We start from the raw sequence: 15,831 nt of genomic DNA, 5'->3' as shown, positions 1-15,831 counted from the left end.
GGTCATTCACAGCTTTGGCGAGTGAACCCGTATTCGCCCGAGCCGTACGGCCGGTCATGCCGCTTTGCGATCGAGCAAACGGCCCAGCGGCATGTTGGGTTGAATCACGGCCCCGCCCAGCAGCGCTACGAGGTCCTTCATCCAGTCTGCGACCATAGGACCGTCCAGCAGTTCGCCCTTGTAACTGCATGATCCGGTGATTCCGGTCGGGCGCTCCTTGAGCATCAGCGACAGCCAGGTCTGGTCGATCTGCAGCACCGGCTGGCCTTCGCGTGCGATGTTGCCGGTCGATTCGACCGTGACGTCAGGCAGATCGAGTGGCTGGCGGAGCGGATTTTGCAGGGTGAAATAGACCTGGAGCAGCGAGGCGGGATCGATTCCCTCCTCTTCCAGATGGTCGGCCAGGATGTTGAACGGCAGCTCCTGCCGCGCATGCGCGTCCACCACGCTCTGGCGCACCCGCGCCAGGGCCTGCGCGAACGACAGTTCGGGCGTGATTCGGGTTCTGATGACCACCGTGTTCTCGAACGGACCGATGATGCGGTCGGCGTCCGGCTGGGCGCGATTGGCCATGGCGGTGGCGATCGAAATGTCGGTGCGGCCGGTCCGCGCCAGCAACAGGGTCTTCAGGCCGGTCAGGAGGCACATGAACAGCGTCGCACTCTGCTGACCGGCAAAGGCGGTGAGCCGGCTGATCAGCTCGCGCTCGAGGCTGACAGGATGGTACCCGGTCGACGCGCCCGGGCTCGATTTGCCGTCGAAGAGCGGGGTCGCGCCACGCAGATTCGCCGTCCAGTCGGCAGCCTGGCGGCGAGCGGCGTCGGTGCCGCACCACCAGCGCTGCCAGCGCGCGACGTCCGAAAAGGCCGGCGGCAGTTTCGGCAGCGGCACTGACGGATATCCGGCCAGCACCGCATAACGGCCCGACAATTCCTCGAACAGCACGCCAATCGACCAGCCATCGGCGATGGCGTGGTGCAGCGTCAGCAGCAGCACGTGATCCTCGGCGTGGAGCCGCAACAGGCGCGCCCGCAACAGCGGCGGGCGTGCGGCGTCGAAGGGAGCATAGGTCTCCTGCTCGATCAGGAGATTGACCTTCCTGAGCTCGAGGGCCTTGCGCCGCTTGTTGTGGTGGGGTCGCCCGTTGCCGATCGTCTCGACGGTCAGGACCGGGCCGAGCGGGCCGGGGGCGGCGACCAGGCTGACCGGCTCCTCGCTGCGCCAGCCGAACCCGGTCCGGAGCGATTCGTGACGGCGCACGATGTCGTCGAACGCCTGCGCGAGGGAAGCCGTATCGAGCGGGCCCTGGAGATGGAAGGCAAAGGGCAGATTGAACAGCGGCAGGCCCGGCAGATTCCGCTGGATCCGCATCATCTGGTCCTGCGCGATCGAGAGCGTCGGAGGCCCGCTCCTGGCCCGCCGCGGCATGCTTGCGGCAGACTTTCGCGGCTTCGCCGCCACGGCCTCGTCGACCCGCCGGGCGAGCTCGTCGATCGTCGGTGCCTCGAAGATGGTCTTGATCGGCAGCGATACGCCGAGTGCACGCGCGATCCGCGCCATGACCTGGCCCGCCAGCAGCGAATGGCCGCCGAGGTCGAAGAAATTGTCGGTCACCCCGAGGCTCTCGACCTTCAGCAGGTCGATCCAGATGTCGGAGAGCACCTTTTCGGTGAAACGCCGCGCCGGCACGGCCGCATCCGCGCCGGACGCTTCCTGCTGCGCGGGCGCCAGCAGCGCGGACCGGTCGAGCTTGCCGTGGGCATTGAGCGGCACCTGATCCAGGAACAGGAATGCGGACGGGATGGCGTGCTCCGGCAGCCGGCGCTTCAGGAACTCGCGCAGCTCGCTGGCGCTGATCCGGCTGCCGGAGGTTGCGACGATGTGGGCGATCAGCCTGACATCGCCGCCGGCCTCGCGGCGCGGTTCGACGATGCCGGCGCGCACACCCGGATGGTCGGCGAGCGCATGCTCGATTTCCTTGAGCTCGATCCGGTAGCCACGGATCTTGACCTGGTGATCGGCTCGGCCGAGGCATTCGATCGTCCCGTCGGCGCGGCGGCGGGCGAGATCGCCGGACCGATACAGACGCGTGCCGGCCTGGCGGGTGAACGGATCGGGCAGAAAGCGTTGCCGGCTCTGAGCGGGATCGTTGACATAGCCGCGGCCGACGCCGGCGCCGCCGATGCAGAGCTCGCCAACCACGCCAACCGGCTGTGGCTGGAGGTTTGCATCGAGCACGTAGAGCTGGGTGTTCGGCAGCGGGGCTCCAATCGGGACATTTGTCGTCGTCTCCGCCGGCGCCTTGGTCAGGCGATGCAGGGAGACGTCGTCGGAACATTCCGACGCGCCGTAGGCATTGATCAGCGGCACCTTGGGGCAGCGGGCGAACCAGGCGTGGCAGAGCTCGACCGGCAGCGGCTCGCCGGTCGAGATCAGCAGCCGCAATTTCGCGAAGGCACGCTGGATCGGTGCCTCGTCCATGCGATCGAGAATCACGCGCAGCAGCGAAGGGACGATCTCGAGCACCGTGATGGCTTCGCGCGCGATCTCCCGCGCGAGCAGAACCGGGTCCTGCACGGTCGCGTTGTCACAGACGTGCACACGCGCGCCGACCATCGGCCCGGCCAGGAATTGCCAGACCGAGATCACGAAACTTTGCGGCGCGGTCTGCGCGATCACGTCCCTGGCCGAGAGGCCAAGCTCGGAGATGAGCGCGGCCAGATGGTTCGACAGCCCGCGCTGCTCGATCATGACGCCCTTCGGCGCGCCGGAGGAGCCGGACGTATAGACGAGATAGGCAAGGCTCGAGGGCGTACGCCGGGCGGCGCGGGCCGGCCTGGTCGTGCCTGGCGTGATCGCATCCTCGAGCTCGGCCACCCGGATGCGTTCGACCAGCGGCTCGAGCAGCGTGTCGACCATGACGGATTGGACGCGCCCGGTCAGCAGCACGCGGGCGCAGCTCGACCCGAGGATGGTCGTGAGCCGCGCCGGCGGCTGGTCGGGATCGAGGTTCAGGAAGGCCGCGCCGACGCGCTGCACGGCGATCATTGCGGCGAGCAGGTCGGGCCCGCGCTCGGCAAGCAGGGCGACCACCGTCTCGGCGCCGACGCCTTCGCGGGCCAGCCAGCGCGCGATCGCCTGGCTGCGGCGCGCCAGCTCGCGATAGCTCAGGGATGCGTGACCGTCCGACACTGCGATCGCATTCGGTGTGGCCCTGGCCTGACGATCGAAGCGCTCGCTCAAGTTGCCGCGCGCGGTGAAATTGGCCGGTACACCATGGCCCTGCGCCAGCAACTGGCGGCGTTCGGCCTCGGTCAGGAGCTGCAGGCGCGAAATGCGCTGCTCCGGATCGGCGATGACGGCCTTGAGCAGGGTCTTGAACTGAGCGGCCATGTCTTCGATCGTCGCGGCGTCGAACAGATCGGTGGCGTATTCGAAGAATCCCGAGAAACGGCCGTCGGCCTCGACCAGCTCGAGCGTGATGTCGAAGCGCGCCACCCTTGGATCGACCTCGATGCGCCGCAACGAGAGGCCGGGAAAGCGAGCAGCCTCGATCGACGCGTTCTGGAGGATGAACATGATCCGGAACAGCGGATTGCCATCGCTCCTCCGCGCGACCTGCAACGCGCGCAACACCTCCTCGATTGGAAGGTCCTGGTTGCGGTAGGCATCGAGCGTCACCTGCCGTACCCGCCGCAGCACTTCGCCGAAGGTCGGATCGCCGGAAAGATCGTTGCGCAGGATCAGGGTGTTGGCGAACAGCCCGATCAGGCGCTCGCTTTCGATCTGGTTGCGGTTGGCGATCAGCGAGCCGATTGCGACATCCTCATGCGAGGTGTGGCGAAACAGGAGACACTGGAAGGCCGCGAGCAGCGTCATGAAAGGCGTGACGCCCTGGTTCTGGCTCAGTGCCCTCAAGTCGGCCGACAGCGTCTTGGAGAATTCGAGATAGTGACGGGCGCCGTGACCGCTCCAGGCCGCCGGCCTCGGCCGGTCGGTTCGCAACGGCAACGTGGTGACGCCGTCGAGCTGCGTCCGCCAGTAGTCGAGCTGCTCCTTGACGGCCGGCGTCTGCGCCCAGCCCTGCTGCCAGAGCGCAAAGTCGCGATACTGGAAGGCCGGCGAGGGCAGCGGCGTCGCGCTCGTCTTGCGCGCCGCGGCATAGTGCGCGGCAAGCTCTTCCCAGAACAGCCGTTGCGACCAGCCGTCGGTGACGAGGTGGTGGACGTTGACCACCAGCGCGTGGCTGGATTTGTCGAACGAGAGCAGGGTGACCTTCAGCGGTGGCTCGCGTGCCAGATCGAATGGATATTGCGCGAGCTTGAGCGCCTCGCGCCGGATCACGGCGGCCCGCCTGTCCGCGGCGCAGGGCTTGAGCCTGATCCGCTCGAAGTGCGGATGGGATTGCAGCACCCGCTGCTGCGGCTCGCCCTGGTGTTCGACGAAGACCGAGCGCAGCACCTCGTGGCGCCGGCAAATTGCGGCGAGGCCCGCGCGAAGCGCAGCAGCATCGATCTGGCCCCCGATCATTGCGACCTCGACGACATTATAGTTGTAGCCGGTCGAATCGAGCCGCGAGAGCACGTACATCCGCTGCTGCTGGAACGACAGCGGCGCGCCTGCTTCTGAAGCCGCGGCCTGGCGCCAGGCCGGCAGCGCCGCTGCGCGGTGGGTTGCGGCGGTCTCCAGCCGGGCCGCAAGCGCCGTGACCGTGGCGCAATCGAAGATATCCTCGAACGAGAAATCGACGTTGAAGCGATCGCGCAGGCGCGAGCGCATCTGCGTCACCGCGAGCGAGTCCGCGCCGAGCGCGAAGATATCCTGATCGACGCCGACCTGCGGCAGCTCCAGCAGATCGGCCCAGATCGCGGCAAGCTGGGTCTCCAGCGCGTTGCGCGGCAGCCGTGTCTCGTCGCTCTCCTCCGCCGTCGCGATCAGCTCCGTCAGTGCATTGCGCTTGACCTTGCCGCTGGCGCCCTTCGGCAGTGCGGCCACGCTGCGGATCAGGCTCGGCACCTTGTAGGCCGCGAGACGTTTGCGCGCGAACTGGCGCAACTGGTCCGAGCTCGCTCCGGAGTCCGGCCGCAGCACCACCACGGCAGCGACGTTCTCGCCGAGCTTGCGGTGCGGGACGGCGAACACGCCGGCCTCCAGCACCGCGGGATGGCCGAGCAGGACCTCTTCCACCTCGAGGGGCGAGACCTTCTGCCCGCCGCGGTTGATGACGTCCTTGATGCGGCCGACGATGAAGAGATAGCCGTCGGGATCGAGATAGCCGAGATCGCCGGTCCGGAACCAGCCGTTGCGGAATGCGGCCCGTGTCGCGGCCTCGTCATTGTAGTAGCCGCGGCTCATGTTGGGTCCGCGCAGCATGATCTCGCCATGCGCGCCGTTCGCCAGCACGCGACCGGCTTCGTCCATGATCGCGATCTCGGGGCCTGCGGCGCGGCCGACCGATCCGATCTTGCGCAACTCGAACGGATTGGCAGCGATCTGCGAGGCCGCTTCCGTCATCCCGTAGGTCTCGAGCACGGGAACGCCGAACGTCGCCTCCAGCCCTTCGAGGATGGCAGGCGCGAGCGAGGCCGAAGCCGAGCGGATGACGCGCAGTGACGACGACCGGGCGCGGTCCGGGTTCGCTTCCGCTGCCGTCAGCAGCGCACGATGAATGGTCGGCACAGCCGTGTACCAGGTCGGTTGCAGCTCCCGCATCCAGCCGAAGAAGGACGACGCATCGAAACCGTCGGTGCAGATCACGCTGGAGCCCGCGGCCAGCGCCGTCAGAAGGCCCGAGATCAGGCCATGGGCGTGAAACAGCGGCAGCACGTTGAGGAGGCGGTCGTGGGAGGTGAGCGACAGCACGCGGCCGGCGTTGGTGGCGGACAGGCACACATTGCGATGCGTGAGCGGCACCATCTTCGGCCGGGCCGCCGTGCCCGACGTCAACAGGATGAACGCATCGTCGTCGCCGCGTGAGGCGCCGCCGGTGATTGCCGGCCCGACCGCCGGACCGATGAAAGTGCAGCCGCCGAGATCGTTCTGCGGCCCCGGCACGAAATCGATCACCGCGACGTCGAGCGCCCTGGCGACGTCGCGACTCGCCGAGTTCATGTCGGCCCGGGTGACGAGCGCCGTCAGCTTCAACTCGCTGAAATAGCGTTGCAGCTCGTCCGCGGTCAGATCGGGATTGACGGGGATGCAGGCGCAGCTTGAAGCGACCGCGATCAACGCCAGAGCGCTGTCGGCGCCGCGTGGCAGCGCAACGGCGATGCGGTCTGCGGGGTCGATGCCGAGCCCGCGCAGGATACGGACCAGTCGCTGAGTCAATTCGCCCAGTGCGCCATAGCTGAGAGCCGGCCGGCCCGGGGCGAGGAGAGCGGGTGCTGCCGGCGTCTTCCGCGCATGGACGTCAAGAAGGCCGCCGATATGGGCAAAGCTCTTGGTTTCGGCGCCTGCGCGTTCCGATCCCTCTCCCACCGCGGATGTAATGTCGGACAACGCCATTCCCTTTTGATCTGATTAAGCTATTCTTTCAAGAACTATGGGAACGCGTCCAGTCTGAGGTGAAGTTTTGGCCCCAAAATCTGTGGTTGAGGGGGCCCTAAGCCCTTCGACGGAGTGAAGGTTGGGCAGATATCACCATGCTGGAGAATGAGCCGGGCACGGGAGCGGAAGGCAGGCTGAAGCTCTGGCTCGAGGGCATCGGTCTCGGCCATTACGGCGATCTGTTCGCACAGCACCGCCTTGATCTCGATGTCATGGGGGACCTGACCGAATCCGATCTGGTCGAGCTCGGAATGCCGCTCGGCGATCGCAAGCGGCTCCAGCGGGCGATGGCGGCGCTATTCCAGGCTGAAACGGCGGAGGCGCCGGCGACAGTGGCGCCGCAGGCGCGGACGGAGGTCGGCGCCGAACGGCGTCAGCTCACCACCATGTTCTGTGACATGGTGGATTCCACCTCGCTCTCGGTGCAGTTCGATCCGGAAGACGTGCGCGACATGATCGCAAGCTTTCGCGAGACCTGCGTCCGCGTGGTGAAGCATTATGAAGGCTTCGCGGCGCGTTTCGTCGGCGACGGTATCCTCGTCTATTTCGGCTATCCGACCGCACATGAGGACGACGCCGAGCGCGCGGTGCGTGCGGGGCTCGAGATCGTGCGGGTGCTGTCGACCGCGCGTGCGATCGAGCCGCGTGGCGCGCTCAGCCACTCCCCCGCCGTCCGCATCGGGATCGCGACCGGTCTTGTCGTGGTCGGCGACCTCGTCGGACAGGGCACCGAAGAGCGCGACTCCGCGGTTGGAGAAACCGTCAATCTGGCCGCGCGCCTGCAAGCCCTGGCGCCCCCCAATGGCGTCGTGATCTCCCCCTCGACGCAGTCGCTGCTGAAGGGAAAGTTCGACTACCGCAGTCTCGGCGTCCACGTCCTGAAGGGCATTTCCGAGAAGGTGCAGGCCTGGCACGTGGTGCGCGCCTCGCGGGTCGAGACCCGCTTCGCCGCCGCCATGGGCACGCGGCTGACGCCGCTCGTCAATCGCGAGGAGGAGATCTCGCTGCTGATGGGGCGCTGGCAGCAGGCCAAGGAGGGCGACGGCCAGGTCGTGGTCAAGTTCGGCGAGCCCGGAATTGGCAAGTCGCGCATCATTCAGGAAATCTTCGAGCGGATTGCGGGCGACCGCCACGGCCAGGTCTCGTTCCAGTGCTCGCCCTATTACACGTCGACGGCGTTCCATCCTTTCGTCGCGCAGCTCAAATTCGCCCTGGGCCTCGACCGAGAGGATGCATCCGCGCTGTCGCTGGCGGGCCTGGAGACTGCGATCGCCGCTGCCCATGGCGACATCGAGCAGGTCACGCCGCTGTTTGCCGCGCTGCTGTCGATCCCGACCGGCGATCGCTATCCGCCGCTCGACCTGTCGCCGCAGCAGCAGAAGGATGCGACCGTCGCGGCGCTGGTCAGTCACTTCCTCGGCCTGGCGCGCGAGATGCCGCTGGTCATCGCGTTCGAGGACCTGCACTGGATCGACCCGACCTCCCGTGAGGTGATCGATCTCCTGGTCGACCGGGTCCAGAACCAGCCGATCCTGGTCATCATCTCCGCGCGCTCCGAATTCCAGCCCAGCTGGAACGCGCATTCGCATATCACCACGGTGGTGCTGAATCGTCTGAGCCGGCAGCTGCGCGCGACGTTGGTCGAGCGCGTCGCCGGACGCGAGCTTCCCAAGGAGGTCGTCGAGGAGATCATCGTCAAGACCGACGGTGTGCCGCTGTTCCTGGAGGAGCTGACCAAGACGGTTCTCGAATCCAACCTCCTCACCGAGCGGCACGGACGCTACGTGCTGTCGGGCCCGTGGCGGCAGCTCGCGATCCCGGCCACCCTGACGGACTCGCTGATGGCCCGGCTGGACCGGATGGGCCCGTTCAAGCGCGTCGCGCAGATCGGCGCCACCATCGGCCGCGAATTCTCCTACGAGACGCTGCACGCGGTCGCCAACACTCCGGCGGAGCAGATCGAGGCGGCGCTCAATCACCTGGAGGAGGCGGGGCTGGTCATGCGGCGCGGCCATCCGCCCGACGCGCTCTACTCCTTCAAGCACGTGATGATCCAGAACGCCGCGCACGCAAGCCTGCTGCACAGCGAGCGGCGCAAGCTGCATTCCCGGATCGCCCAGGTGCTTGCCGAGATGTATCCGGAGAAGACCGAGCGGGAGCCGGAGCTGCTCGCCCATCATTTGACCGAGTCCGGGCAGAGCGAGGGCGCCGCGAGCTTCTGGCTCAAGGCCGGCAAGCAGGCGGCCAAGACCGGCGCCAATCTGGAGGCGATCGGCCATCTGCGCCGCGGCCTCGGCGTGGTGCAGGCCAATTCCCGCATGCAGGGCGCCGACGAGATGGAGCTCGAGCTGCGTATCGCGCTCGGCAATGCGCTGATCGCCGCCAAGGGCTATGCGGTGCAGGAGGTCGAGGAGAATTACGTCCGCGCGCTCGAGCTCGGCCGGCAGCTCGACGACGACGAAAAGACCTTTGCCGCCACGCGCGGGCTCTGGGTCTGCCATTTCATCCGCGCCGATCTCACCCGCGCGCACGATCTCAGCGTCGAGCTGTTGAAGTTCGCCAAGCGCGAGCGGCTCAACGAGCGGGCCCAGCCGGCGCAGCAGACCGGCTATCTGATCGAGGCGCACCGCGCGATCGCGATGACCATGCTCTATCGCGGGCGTTTCGCGGCGTCCCAGCATCACCTGCACCGCTGCATCAATCTCTACAGTCCCGATCTGCACTTCGATCTGATGGAGCGGCACGGCATCGAGCCCGGCGTCGTCTCGCTGTCCTATCTCGGCTACCTGCTGTGGTTCCTCGGCCGGCCCGATGCGGCGCGACAGCACAGCGAGCAGGCGATCGCGAACGCCGAGAAAGTGCGCCATCCCTTCACGCTCGCCTTCGCGCTGGTGTTCGGCGCCTATCTCTGCCAGCACCTGCGCGACGTCGAGGGCACGCGCGATCACGCCAACCGTGCCATGATCATCGCCACCGAGCACAATTTCCTGCATTGGAAGCAGCAGGCGGCGATCCTGCGCGGCTGGGCGCTGGCCCAGCTCGGTGAAGCCGACGAAGGCCTGAGCCAGATGCGCTTCGGCCTCGACGAATACGAGGCGATGGATTCCTGGCTTGCCGGCTGCTGGTTCCGCTGCCTGCTCGCGGAAGCCTACGCCAAGGTCGGGATGCGCGATGCCGCCCTGCGCGCGCTGGACGGCGCGCTCGCCACCGCCAGGCGGACCGGCGATCACTCCTACCTCGCCGAGGTCTATCGCCTGCAAGGCGAGATCATGCTCTTGGACGGCGACCCGGCGTCGGTGCGGGAGGCCGAGGATCTGTTCGGCCTGTCGCTGGAGGTCGCGCGCAAGCAGGGCGCGCTGTCCTGGGAGCTGCGCACCGCCGTCAGCCTCGCGCGCCTGTCGCACGAGGCCGGCAGGCGTGAGCATGCTAGGCTCCTGCTCGCGCCGATCGTCGGCAAGTTCAGCGAGGGCTTTTACACGCCCGACCTGAAACGGGCGATGCAACTGATGAACGAGCTCAGTGTGGACGCGTCCGTCCGCGAACAGGCCGATCCCGTGAGATGAGTGATCTTGCCGCCGCGCGTGCGCGCTTCGTCGAGTTGATTGCCAAGCGCGAGCGGATCGGCTCGCCGCGCCTGCTCGAAGCGCTCGCCGCTGTCCCGCGCGAGGATTTTCTGGCGAAAGGCCCCTGGCGCATCAAGAGCGGGGCCGCCCGCAGCTACCGGCTGACGCCTGACGCCGATCCAATCCATCTCTACGACAATGTTCTGGTCGCGATCGACGCGCGCCGCAAGCTCGACACCGGATTGCCGAGCCTGTGGGCGCATTTCATCGACGTGCTCGGCGTCGGGCAGAAAGACCGCGTGGTCCAGATCGGCTGCGGACTCGGTTATTTTTCGGCGGTGCTGTCGAAGATCGTCGGTCCAAAGGGCAGGGTGCATGCCATCGAATGCGATGGGCGGCTTGCGGCTCGCGCCGCGACTTATCTTCGCGCCTATCGCAATGTCGACGTCGTCCACGGTGATGGATGCGAGGCGCGCGGCGTGCCGGCCGACGTCATCATCGTGCATGCCGGCTTCTCGCATCCGCACCCGCTCTGGCTTCAGTCGCTGCGCCCGCGCGGCCGCCTTCTGGTGCCGCTGACCCAGCGGGATCGCGAAGGCGCCGCCGTCAAGATCATGCGCAAGGGCAGGGGATTCGAGGCCGAGGCGGTCCAGCAGATCCGGATATTCCCCGGCCAGGGCCGCGGAACGACCGCACTCGACGATCGCGTCGCCGACTGGTGGCAGCGCGCCTCCGCGCTGGCGCCGCTGCGCTTTCGCAGGCTCGAGCAGGGCCTGCCGTCGGATGGCTAATGCTTCGTTTCGTTTTACCTTGATTCCGTTTGTGAGTTTCCAGCATCTCTTGCCGCGGCTATGAGTGCAGCCTGACGGCCATTCGAGCGCGCCCATGCATTCCGTTGCCCTGCTGACTGCCAGCTACGCCAAGGATATCGAACGCTTTTCGCTGCTCAGCGAGAGCATCGACACCTGGCTCACGGGATACACGCGGCATTATGTTCTCGTTAACGATGAGGACGTGCCGCTGTTTGAGCGGTTCGCTTCCGACAAGCGCGTCATCGTTCCCGCCTCGCGCTATCTGCCGAGATGGCTCTTTGCGCTGCCGCCGGCGCTCCAGTTCGGTAACCGGCGCGTCTGGCTGTCGCTGCTGTCGTCGCCGGTGCACGGCTGGCACATCCAGCAGATCCTGAAGATCGCCGGCGTCCTCAACGCGCCGGAGCAGCGCGTCTGCATCCTGGATTCGGACAACCTGTTTTTCCGCGAATTCGACGTCGGCCAGTATGCGGGCGGTGAGAAGACGCCGCTGTTCGTCACGCGCAAGGGGATCGACGCCGACCACCCCTTGCATGTGCTGTGGCTCCGCACCGTCGATCAGCTTCTCGGTATCAAGCAGCGCTCGTTCCCGGCCGATGACTACGTCGGCAACGCGCTGGTCTGGGACAAGGACGCCGCGCGCGCGATGACTGACGCCATCAAGTCGGCGACGGGCCTGAGCTGGGCCCTGGCGTTGTGCCGGAAGAAGAAGTTCTCCGAATATCTGCTCTACGGAAACTTCGTCGCGAACTCGCCGGAACATCTGGCAGCTCACCGGATCACCGAAGACAGCATCGCCGTCTCGCACTGGGACGACACGCGCCTCGACCGGCCGGCGATCGAGGCGATGATGCGTGCCGCCTCGCCGGACCAGGTCGCGCTCTGCATCCAGTCCTATTCGTCGACCTCGATCGACGACATCCGCGACGTGTTCCGCCTCAGCTCGCGCGACCGCCGCGGTCCGAGCCTGTCGCCCGATCACATGGGCGACGAGATCGAATTCGAGACGCCGAAGACGCGCTAGATCCTTAAACCGCCTTCGTGAACTTGCTGATCACGTCCATGAACGGCTTCGGCTTGAACTCGCCGTCGAGCGGCAGGGGACGGTTGGGCTGCTTGTCCTTGCGGGCAAAGGTGCCGTTGATCCAGCTGTAGCGGTCCGAGATCCCCCAGGTCAGGATCGAGCGCACCGGGCCGCTGGTCGAAATGGCCGTCAGCAGATCGTCGACACGCTTGGCGACGATGGCGTCACGCTCCGCCGGACTGCCCGTCAGCTTCTGGTCGTCGACGTCGAGCTCGGTGACGAGCACGTCCAGGCCCCAGGAGCGCAGCTCGGCGACGAATTCGGCGAGCCCGTGCGTGTCGATCTCGAGCTCGGCATGCAGATGCGATTGCAGTCCCACGGCGTGCAGCGGCACACCCTGGTCGAGCAGCTCCATGATGAGATTGCGGTAGGCCGCGCGCTTGGCGATGAAGGAGTCCTTGGCCGACTCGATGTCGTATTCGTTGATCGCGAGCTTCACGAGAGGATCGGCCGCGGCGGCCGTGCGGAACGCCAGCGGAATCCAGCGGTCGCCGAGGTGTTGGGTCCAGAACGTGTCGCGCCGGTCGGTGACCTTCTTCGGATTGTCCGGGATCGGCTCGTTGACGACGTCCCACGACGTCAGCTTGTCCTTGTAGTAGGAGACGACGGTGCCGATGTGATCGACGAAGGCGCGCTCGACGCCTTTGGAATCCTTGATCTGCTTGGTCCAATCCGGAATGTCGTGATACCAGGCGAGCGCGTGGCCGCGCATCGTCAGATCGTTCGCCTGCGCAAAATCCAGGATCGCGTCGGCACGCTCGAAGGCGAAGGTGTGCGCGTCCGGCCGCAGCATCGGCCATTTCAGCTCCAGCACCGGCACCACCTGGGTGCAATAGGTGCTGATGGCATCCCCAAGCCGGGGGTCCGCTTGCAGATCCCAGAGCGTCACTGCCGCGCCATAGCCGGGACGGCGCTGGGCAAGCTTCGACGCCGGCGCGGCGGACGCCGATCCGCCCGCCGCGAGCATCGCCGCGCTGCCGAGCAGGAATTCGCGTCTGTCGAGACTGGTCACTCGCGGTTCTGCATCGCCGCCTCGGCGATCTCGTAGTAGTGAAGCGCGCCCTTCTCGAGCGTCAGATGGTCCAGCACATAGTCGCGAGCCGCGAAATCGCCCGCGCTGGCGCGCGACCAGAAATCGCTCCAGCCGGCCGCGAAGCCGCTTGCGTCAGGGAACGTCATGCCGCAGCGCGCGTCGAAATAGGGCACCGACGATACGCCGCCCTCATATCGCACCTTGTGCGGAAAATACTTCGGGTCCTGCCACGGTCCGCCGCGGTCCCAGGCAAAGACGGGAACGCCGCTCGACAGCGCCTGCTGGCAGGCGATGCCCTGGCTTTCGTGCTCGCACAGGAAGATCATGCTGCGGCAGCGCGCCAGCGCTTTCTTGTAGTCGTCTTCCTTGTAATGGCCGTAGCGGATGACCTCGACCGTGCGGCCGCTCGCCTCGAGATGCCTGCGGATCGGTTCGATCAGCTCCGGCTCGTACCGCCCGTAATCCCAGCGCACCTTGTCGTAGAGCAGCACGTCGACGCTCTTCTGGTCCGCCGGCGTTGGCGTCCACAAATCGGTCTCGATGCCGACGGGCCAGGCGTCGACATGGGGCCAGTGCGGACGGAACATGTTGGCGTACCAGGCGCATGGCACCAGAACGCGCTTCACGTTGAAATCCTTCAGGCGCTCAGGCGCATCGACCGGGTGATCGTACATGGCGACGCCGAGCAGCAGCGGGTTCTTCCAGGCGAACCAGTCGAGCACGAACGGCCGCCCGATGATGCAGGCAAGTTCCTCGGGATGCTTGCGGATGTAACGATAGTCGTTGACGCGATAGCGGATGCCGAGCCGGTCGAGGCCCGCACACAGGTTGAGCAAGACGCGCCGCTGGCCGCTGATGAAGGACTTGCCCAGCAACAGGCGCCGCAGCAGCGGCCGAAGGTTACGGTCGCCGGGAAACCAGCGGTCGTCCCGCTCCTCAAAGAAGAGGTTGAGGACCATCCGTTCACCGCCCCGCGTGCCGAAATAGCCCGGAACCTCGGTGCCGCCATGCGGCGAAGAGGTCGGGTTCGCCCGTGTTCGTTCGGCAATGTCCATGTCGGTCACGTCCACGCGTCGGAGGGGGTCGGACGACGTTTTGATATCATTGGCTCTTTTCTGTGATCCGGCCGGTCTCTTCAAGGACAGGGCAAACTTAACGCTAACGCGCGATATCCGCGCGATCGCTCCATTGGCGATCCGATTTGCAGACTTATGCGACTATCCTGGCCGAAGCCAGCGGCGCAGTCCGATTGCCACACCAAAGTCCAACTGTTTTTAACGACCCGTTAATCCCAAAGGCCGCTAACGGTCCCGTGCTCGCATGCTGAACCGCCATTTCTCGATCTATCTCGTCGCCTACATCCTGCCCGCGGCGGTGGGCTTCTTCGCGGTCACGGCCTACACGAGGCTGCTGAGCCCGGCGGAGTACGGCGTCTATGTCGTCGGCATCAGCCTCGCCGGCATCCTGGGCGCGATCTTCTTTGCCTGGATCAAGCTGTCGGTGTCCCGCTATCAGGCGATGTCGGCGGAGGTCGATTTTCGCGGTACGGCGATGGTCGCCTTCGCGCTGACGGCCGCGGTCCTCTGCGCCACGACCCCGCTGGTCTTCCTGTTCCGCAGCGACCTCAGTGTCGAGCTGCTGCTCGCCAGCATGTTCGTCGCGATCATGGCGAATGCGGTCGATGTCGGCCAGGAGTTCGAGCGGGCCAAATTGCGGCCCTATCGGTTCGCGGCGATCTCGATCGTGCGCAGCGTGTCGAGCGTCGGCTTTGGCCTGTTGGGCATCTGGCTCGGCTGGGGTGGATTGGGGCTGCTCGCTGCGTTCGGCCTCGGCTCGCTCACCGGGATCGTCCTGAACCTCGTCGGCGACCGCACCGGGATCGCATCCTTCCAGCGCAGCCAGTTCATGCAGCTGGCGCGCTACGGCCTGCCGCTGACCTTGGCCGGATTGTCCGTTGCGGTCTATTCGGCCTGCGACCGGCTCATCGTCGCCTATTTGCTCGGCAAGGATGCTGCCGGCATCTTTGGCGTCGCCGCCGATCTGCCGCGCCAGTTCATGGTCATGATCGCCTCCAGCGTCGCCGCTGCGACCGTGCCGCTCGTGTTTCGGACGTTGTCGGAGAAGAACAATGAGACGACCCGCGAGCGGCTGAGCGAAAGCCTCGAGCTGCTGCTCGTCGTCGTCGCGCCCGTCGCCGTCTGGCTTGCGCTTGCGGCAGACCAGGTTGCGGGCACGCTTGTCGGCGTCGACTTCCGCGCCGGCGTGTCGGCGCTGCTGCCGACCCTGGTGCTCGCCCGCTTCTTCGGCATCGCCAATCAGTTCTACGTGCAGATCAGCTTCCAGCTCGCCGAGCGTCCGTTCGTGCTGGCGGCGCAGTCCTTCCTCACGCTGGTCGTCAGCGTGGTCCTGATGTTCGTGCTGGTCGCAGGCCACGGCCTCTACGGCGCGGCGCTGGCGACGCTCGCGACCGAGGCGATCGGCTTCGTCGTCGCGGTGGTCCTGATGCGGCGCGCCCACCCGGTCCCGTTCGACCTCAACCGCCTCGCCGGCGTTGCCGCCTCCGCCGCGGCGATGGCGGCGGCGATCCTGGTTGCGCGATCGCAAGCAGGCGGCACCGGCCTCGTGGCGCTGACCATCGTCAGCCTTGCAGGCGGCCTCGCTTACGCCGCTGCGGCGTGGCTGATGAACGTCGCGAACGTGCGAACGCTGTCACTGCGCCTCCTGCGAACGTTCAACCGGAAGGCGCTGGGCGTCTAATCCGGGTGGGGGAGGGCTTGGCTGGCGTCGGCCCGGCCA

At 66.5% G+C, this 15,831-nt stretch carries 7 protein-coding genes; 4 read left to right on the top strand and 3 right to left on the bottom strand.

Annotated elements, in window-relative coordinates:
- Positions 1-54: 54 nt before the first annotated feature.
- Entirely contained in the window at positions 55-6,504 is a 6,450-nt protein-coding gene (locus GPL20_RS14950) for a non-ribosomal peptide synthetase (protein WP_157330225.1), read from the bottom strand.
- Between the two features lie 137 nt (positions 6,505-6,641).
- Here GPL20_RS14950 and GPL20_RS14945 point away from each other — a divergent pair, with 137 nt between their 5' ends.
- The 3 genes from GPL20_RS14945 to GPL20_RS14935 all read left to right on the top strand — a co-directional run bounded on the left by GPL20_RS14945 (position 6,642) and on the right by GPL20_RS14935 (position 11,942).
- Entirely contained in the window at positions 6,642-10,109 is a 3,468-nt protein-coding gene (locus GPL20_RS14945; protein WP_157330224.1) for an AAA family ATPase, read from the top strand.
- A complete protein-coding gene (locus tag GPL20_RS14940) occupies positions 10,106-10,900 on the top strand; it encodes a protein-L-isoaspartate O-methyltransferase family protein (RefSeq protein WP_157330223.1) in 795 nt (264 codons plus the stop codon). The genes GPL20_RS14945 and GPL20_RS14940 overlap by 4 nt, the downstream gene beginning before the upstream one ends.
- 94 nt (positions 10,901-10,994) lie before the next feature.
- A complete protein-coding gene (locus GPL20_RS14935; protein WP_157330222.1) occupies positions 10,995-11,942 on the top strand; it encodes a DUF6492 family protein in 948 nt (315 codons plus the stop codon).
- Positions 11,943-11,946: 4 nt separating this feature from the next.
- On the opposite strand, the gene GPL20_RS14930 is transcribed toward GPL20_RS14935, so the two are convergent.
- The gene (locus GPL20_RS14930; protein ID WP_254125830.1) at positions 11,947-13,014 is read right to left on the bottom strand and encodes an endo-1,4-beta-xylanase; all 1,068 of its coding nucleotides are present in this window, start codon (positions 13,012-13,014) and stop codon (positions 11,947-11,949) included.
- Positions 13,011-14,090, bottom strand: coding sequence for a glycosyltransferase (locus tag GPL20_RS14925; RefSeq protein ID WP_157330221.1), 1,080 nt, complete (start codon positions 14,088-14,090; stop codon positions 13,011-13,013). Before GPL20_RS14925 ends, GPL20_RS14930 begins: the two co-directional genes overlap by 4 nt.
- 265 nt (positions 14,091-14,355) lie before the next feature.
- On the opposite strand from GPL20_RS14925, the gene GPL20_RS14920 reads away from it, so the two are divergent.
- Positions 14,356-15,792: a lipopolysaccharide biosynthesis protein gene (locus tag GPL20_RS14920; RefSeq protein ID WP_157330220.1), complete on the top strand. Its 1,437-nt coding sequence runs from the start codon at positions 14,356-14,358 to the stop codon at positions 15,790-15,792.
- Positions 15,793-15,831 lie beyond the last annotated feature (39 nt).

The organism is Bradyrhizobium cajani, from assembly GCF_009759665.1.
In the GTDB taxonomy this organism is placed as follows: domain Bacteria; phylum Pseudomonadota; class Alphaproteobacteria; order Rhizobiales; family Xanthobacteraceae; genus Bradyrhizobium; species Bradyrhizobium cajani.
This window is presented reverse-complemented; position numbering and strand designations above follow the sequence as displayed.

Coding starts and splice junctions, on each gene's coding strand:
- GPL20_RS14950 (WP_157330225.1), bottom strand. CDS start 6,504: ATGGCGTTGTCCGACATTACATCCGCGGTGGGAGAGGGATCGGAACGC.
- GPL20_RS14945 (WP_157330224.1), top strand. CDS start 6,642: ATGCTGGAGAATGAGCCGGGCACGGGAGCGGAAGGCAGGCTGAAGCTC.
- GPL20_RS14940 (WP_157330223.1), top strand. CDS start 10,106: ATGAGTGATCTTGCCGCCGCGCGTGCGCGCTTCGTCGAGTTGATTGCC.
- GPL20_RS14935 (WP_157330222.1), top strand. CDS start 10,995: ATGCATTCCGTTGCCCTGCTGACTGCCAGCTACGCCAAGGATATCGAA.
- GPL20_RS14925 (WP_157330221.1), bottom strand. CDS start 14,090: ATGGACATTGCCGAACGAACACGGGCGAACCCGACCTCTTCGCCGCAT.
- GPL20_RS14920 (WP_157330220.1), top strand. CDS start 14,356: ATGCTGAACCGCCATTTCTCGATCTATCTCGTCGCCTACATCCTGCCC.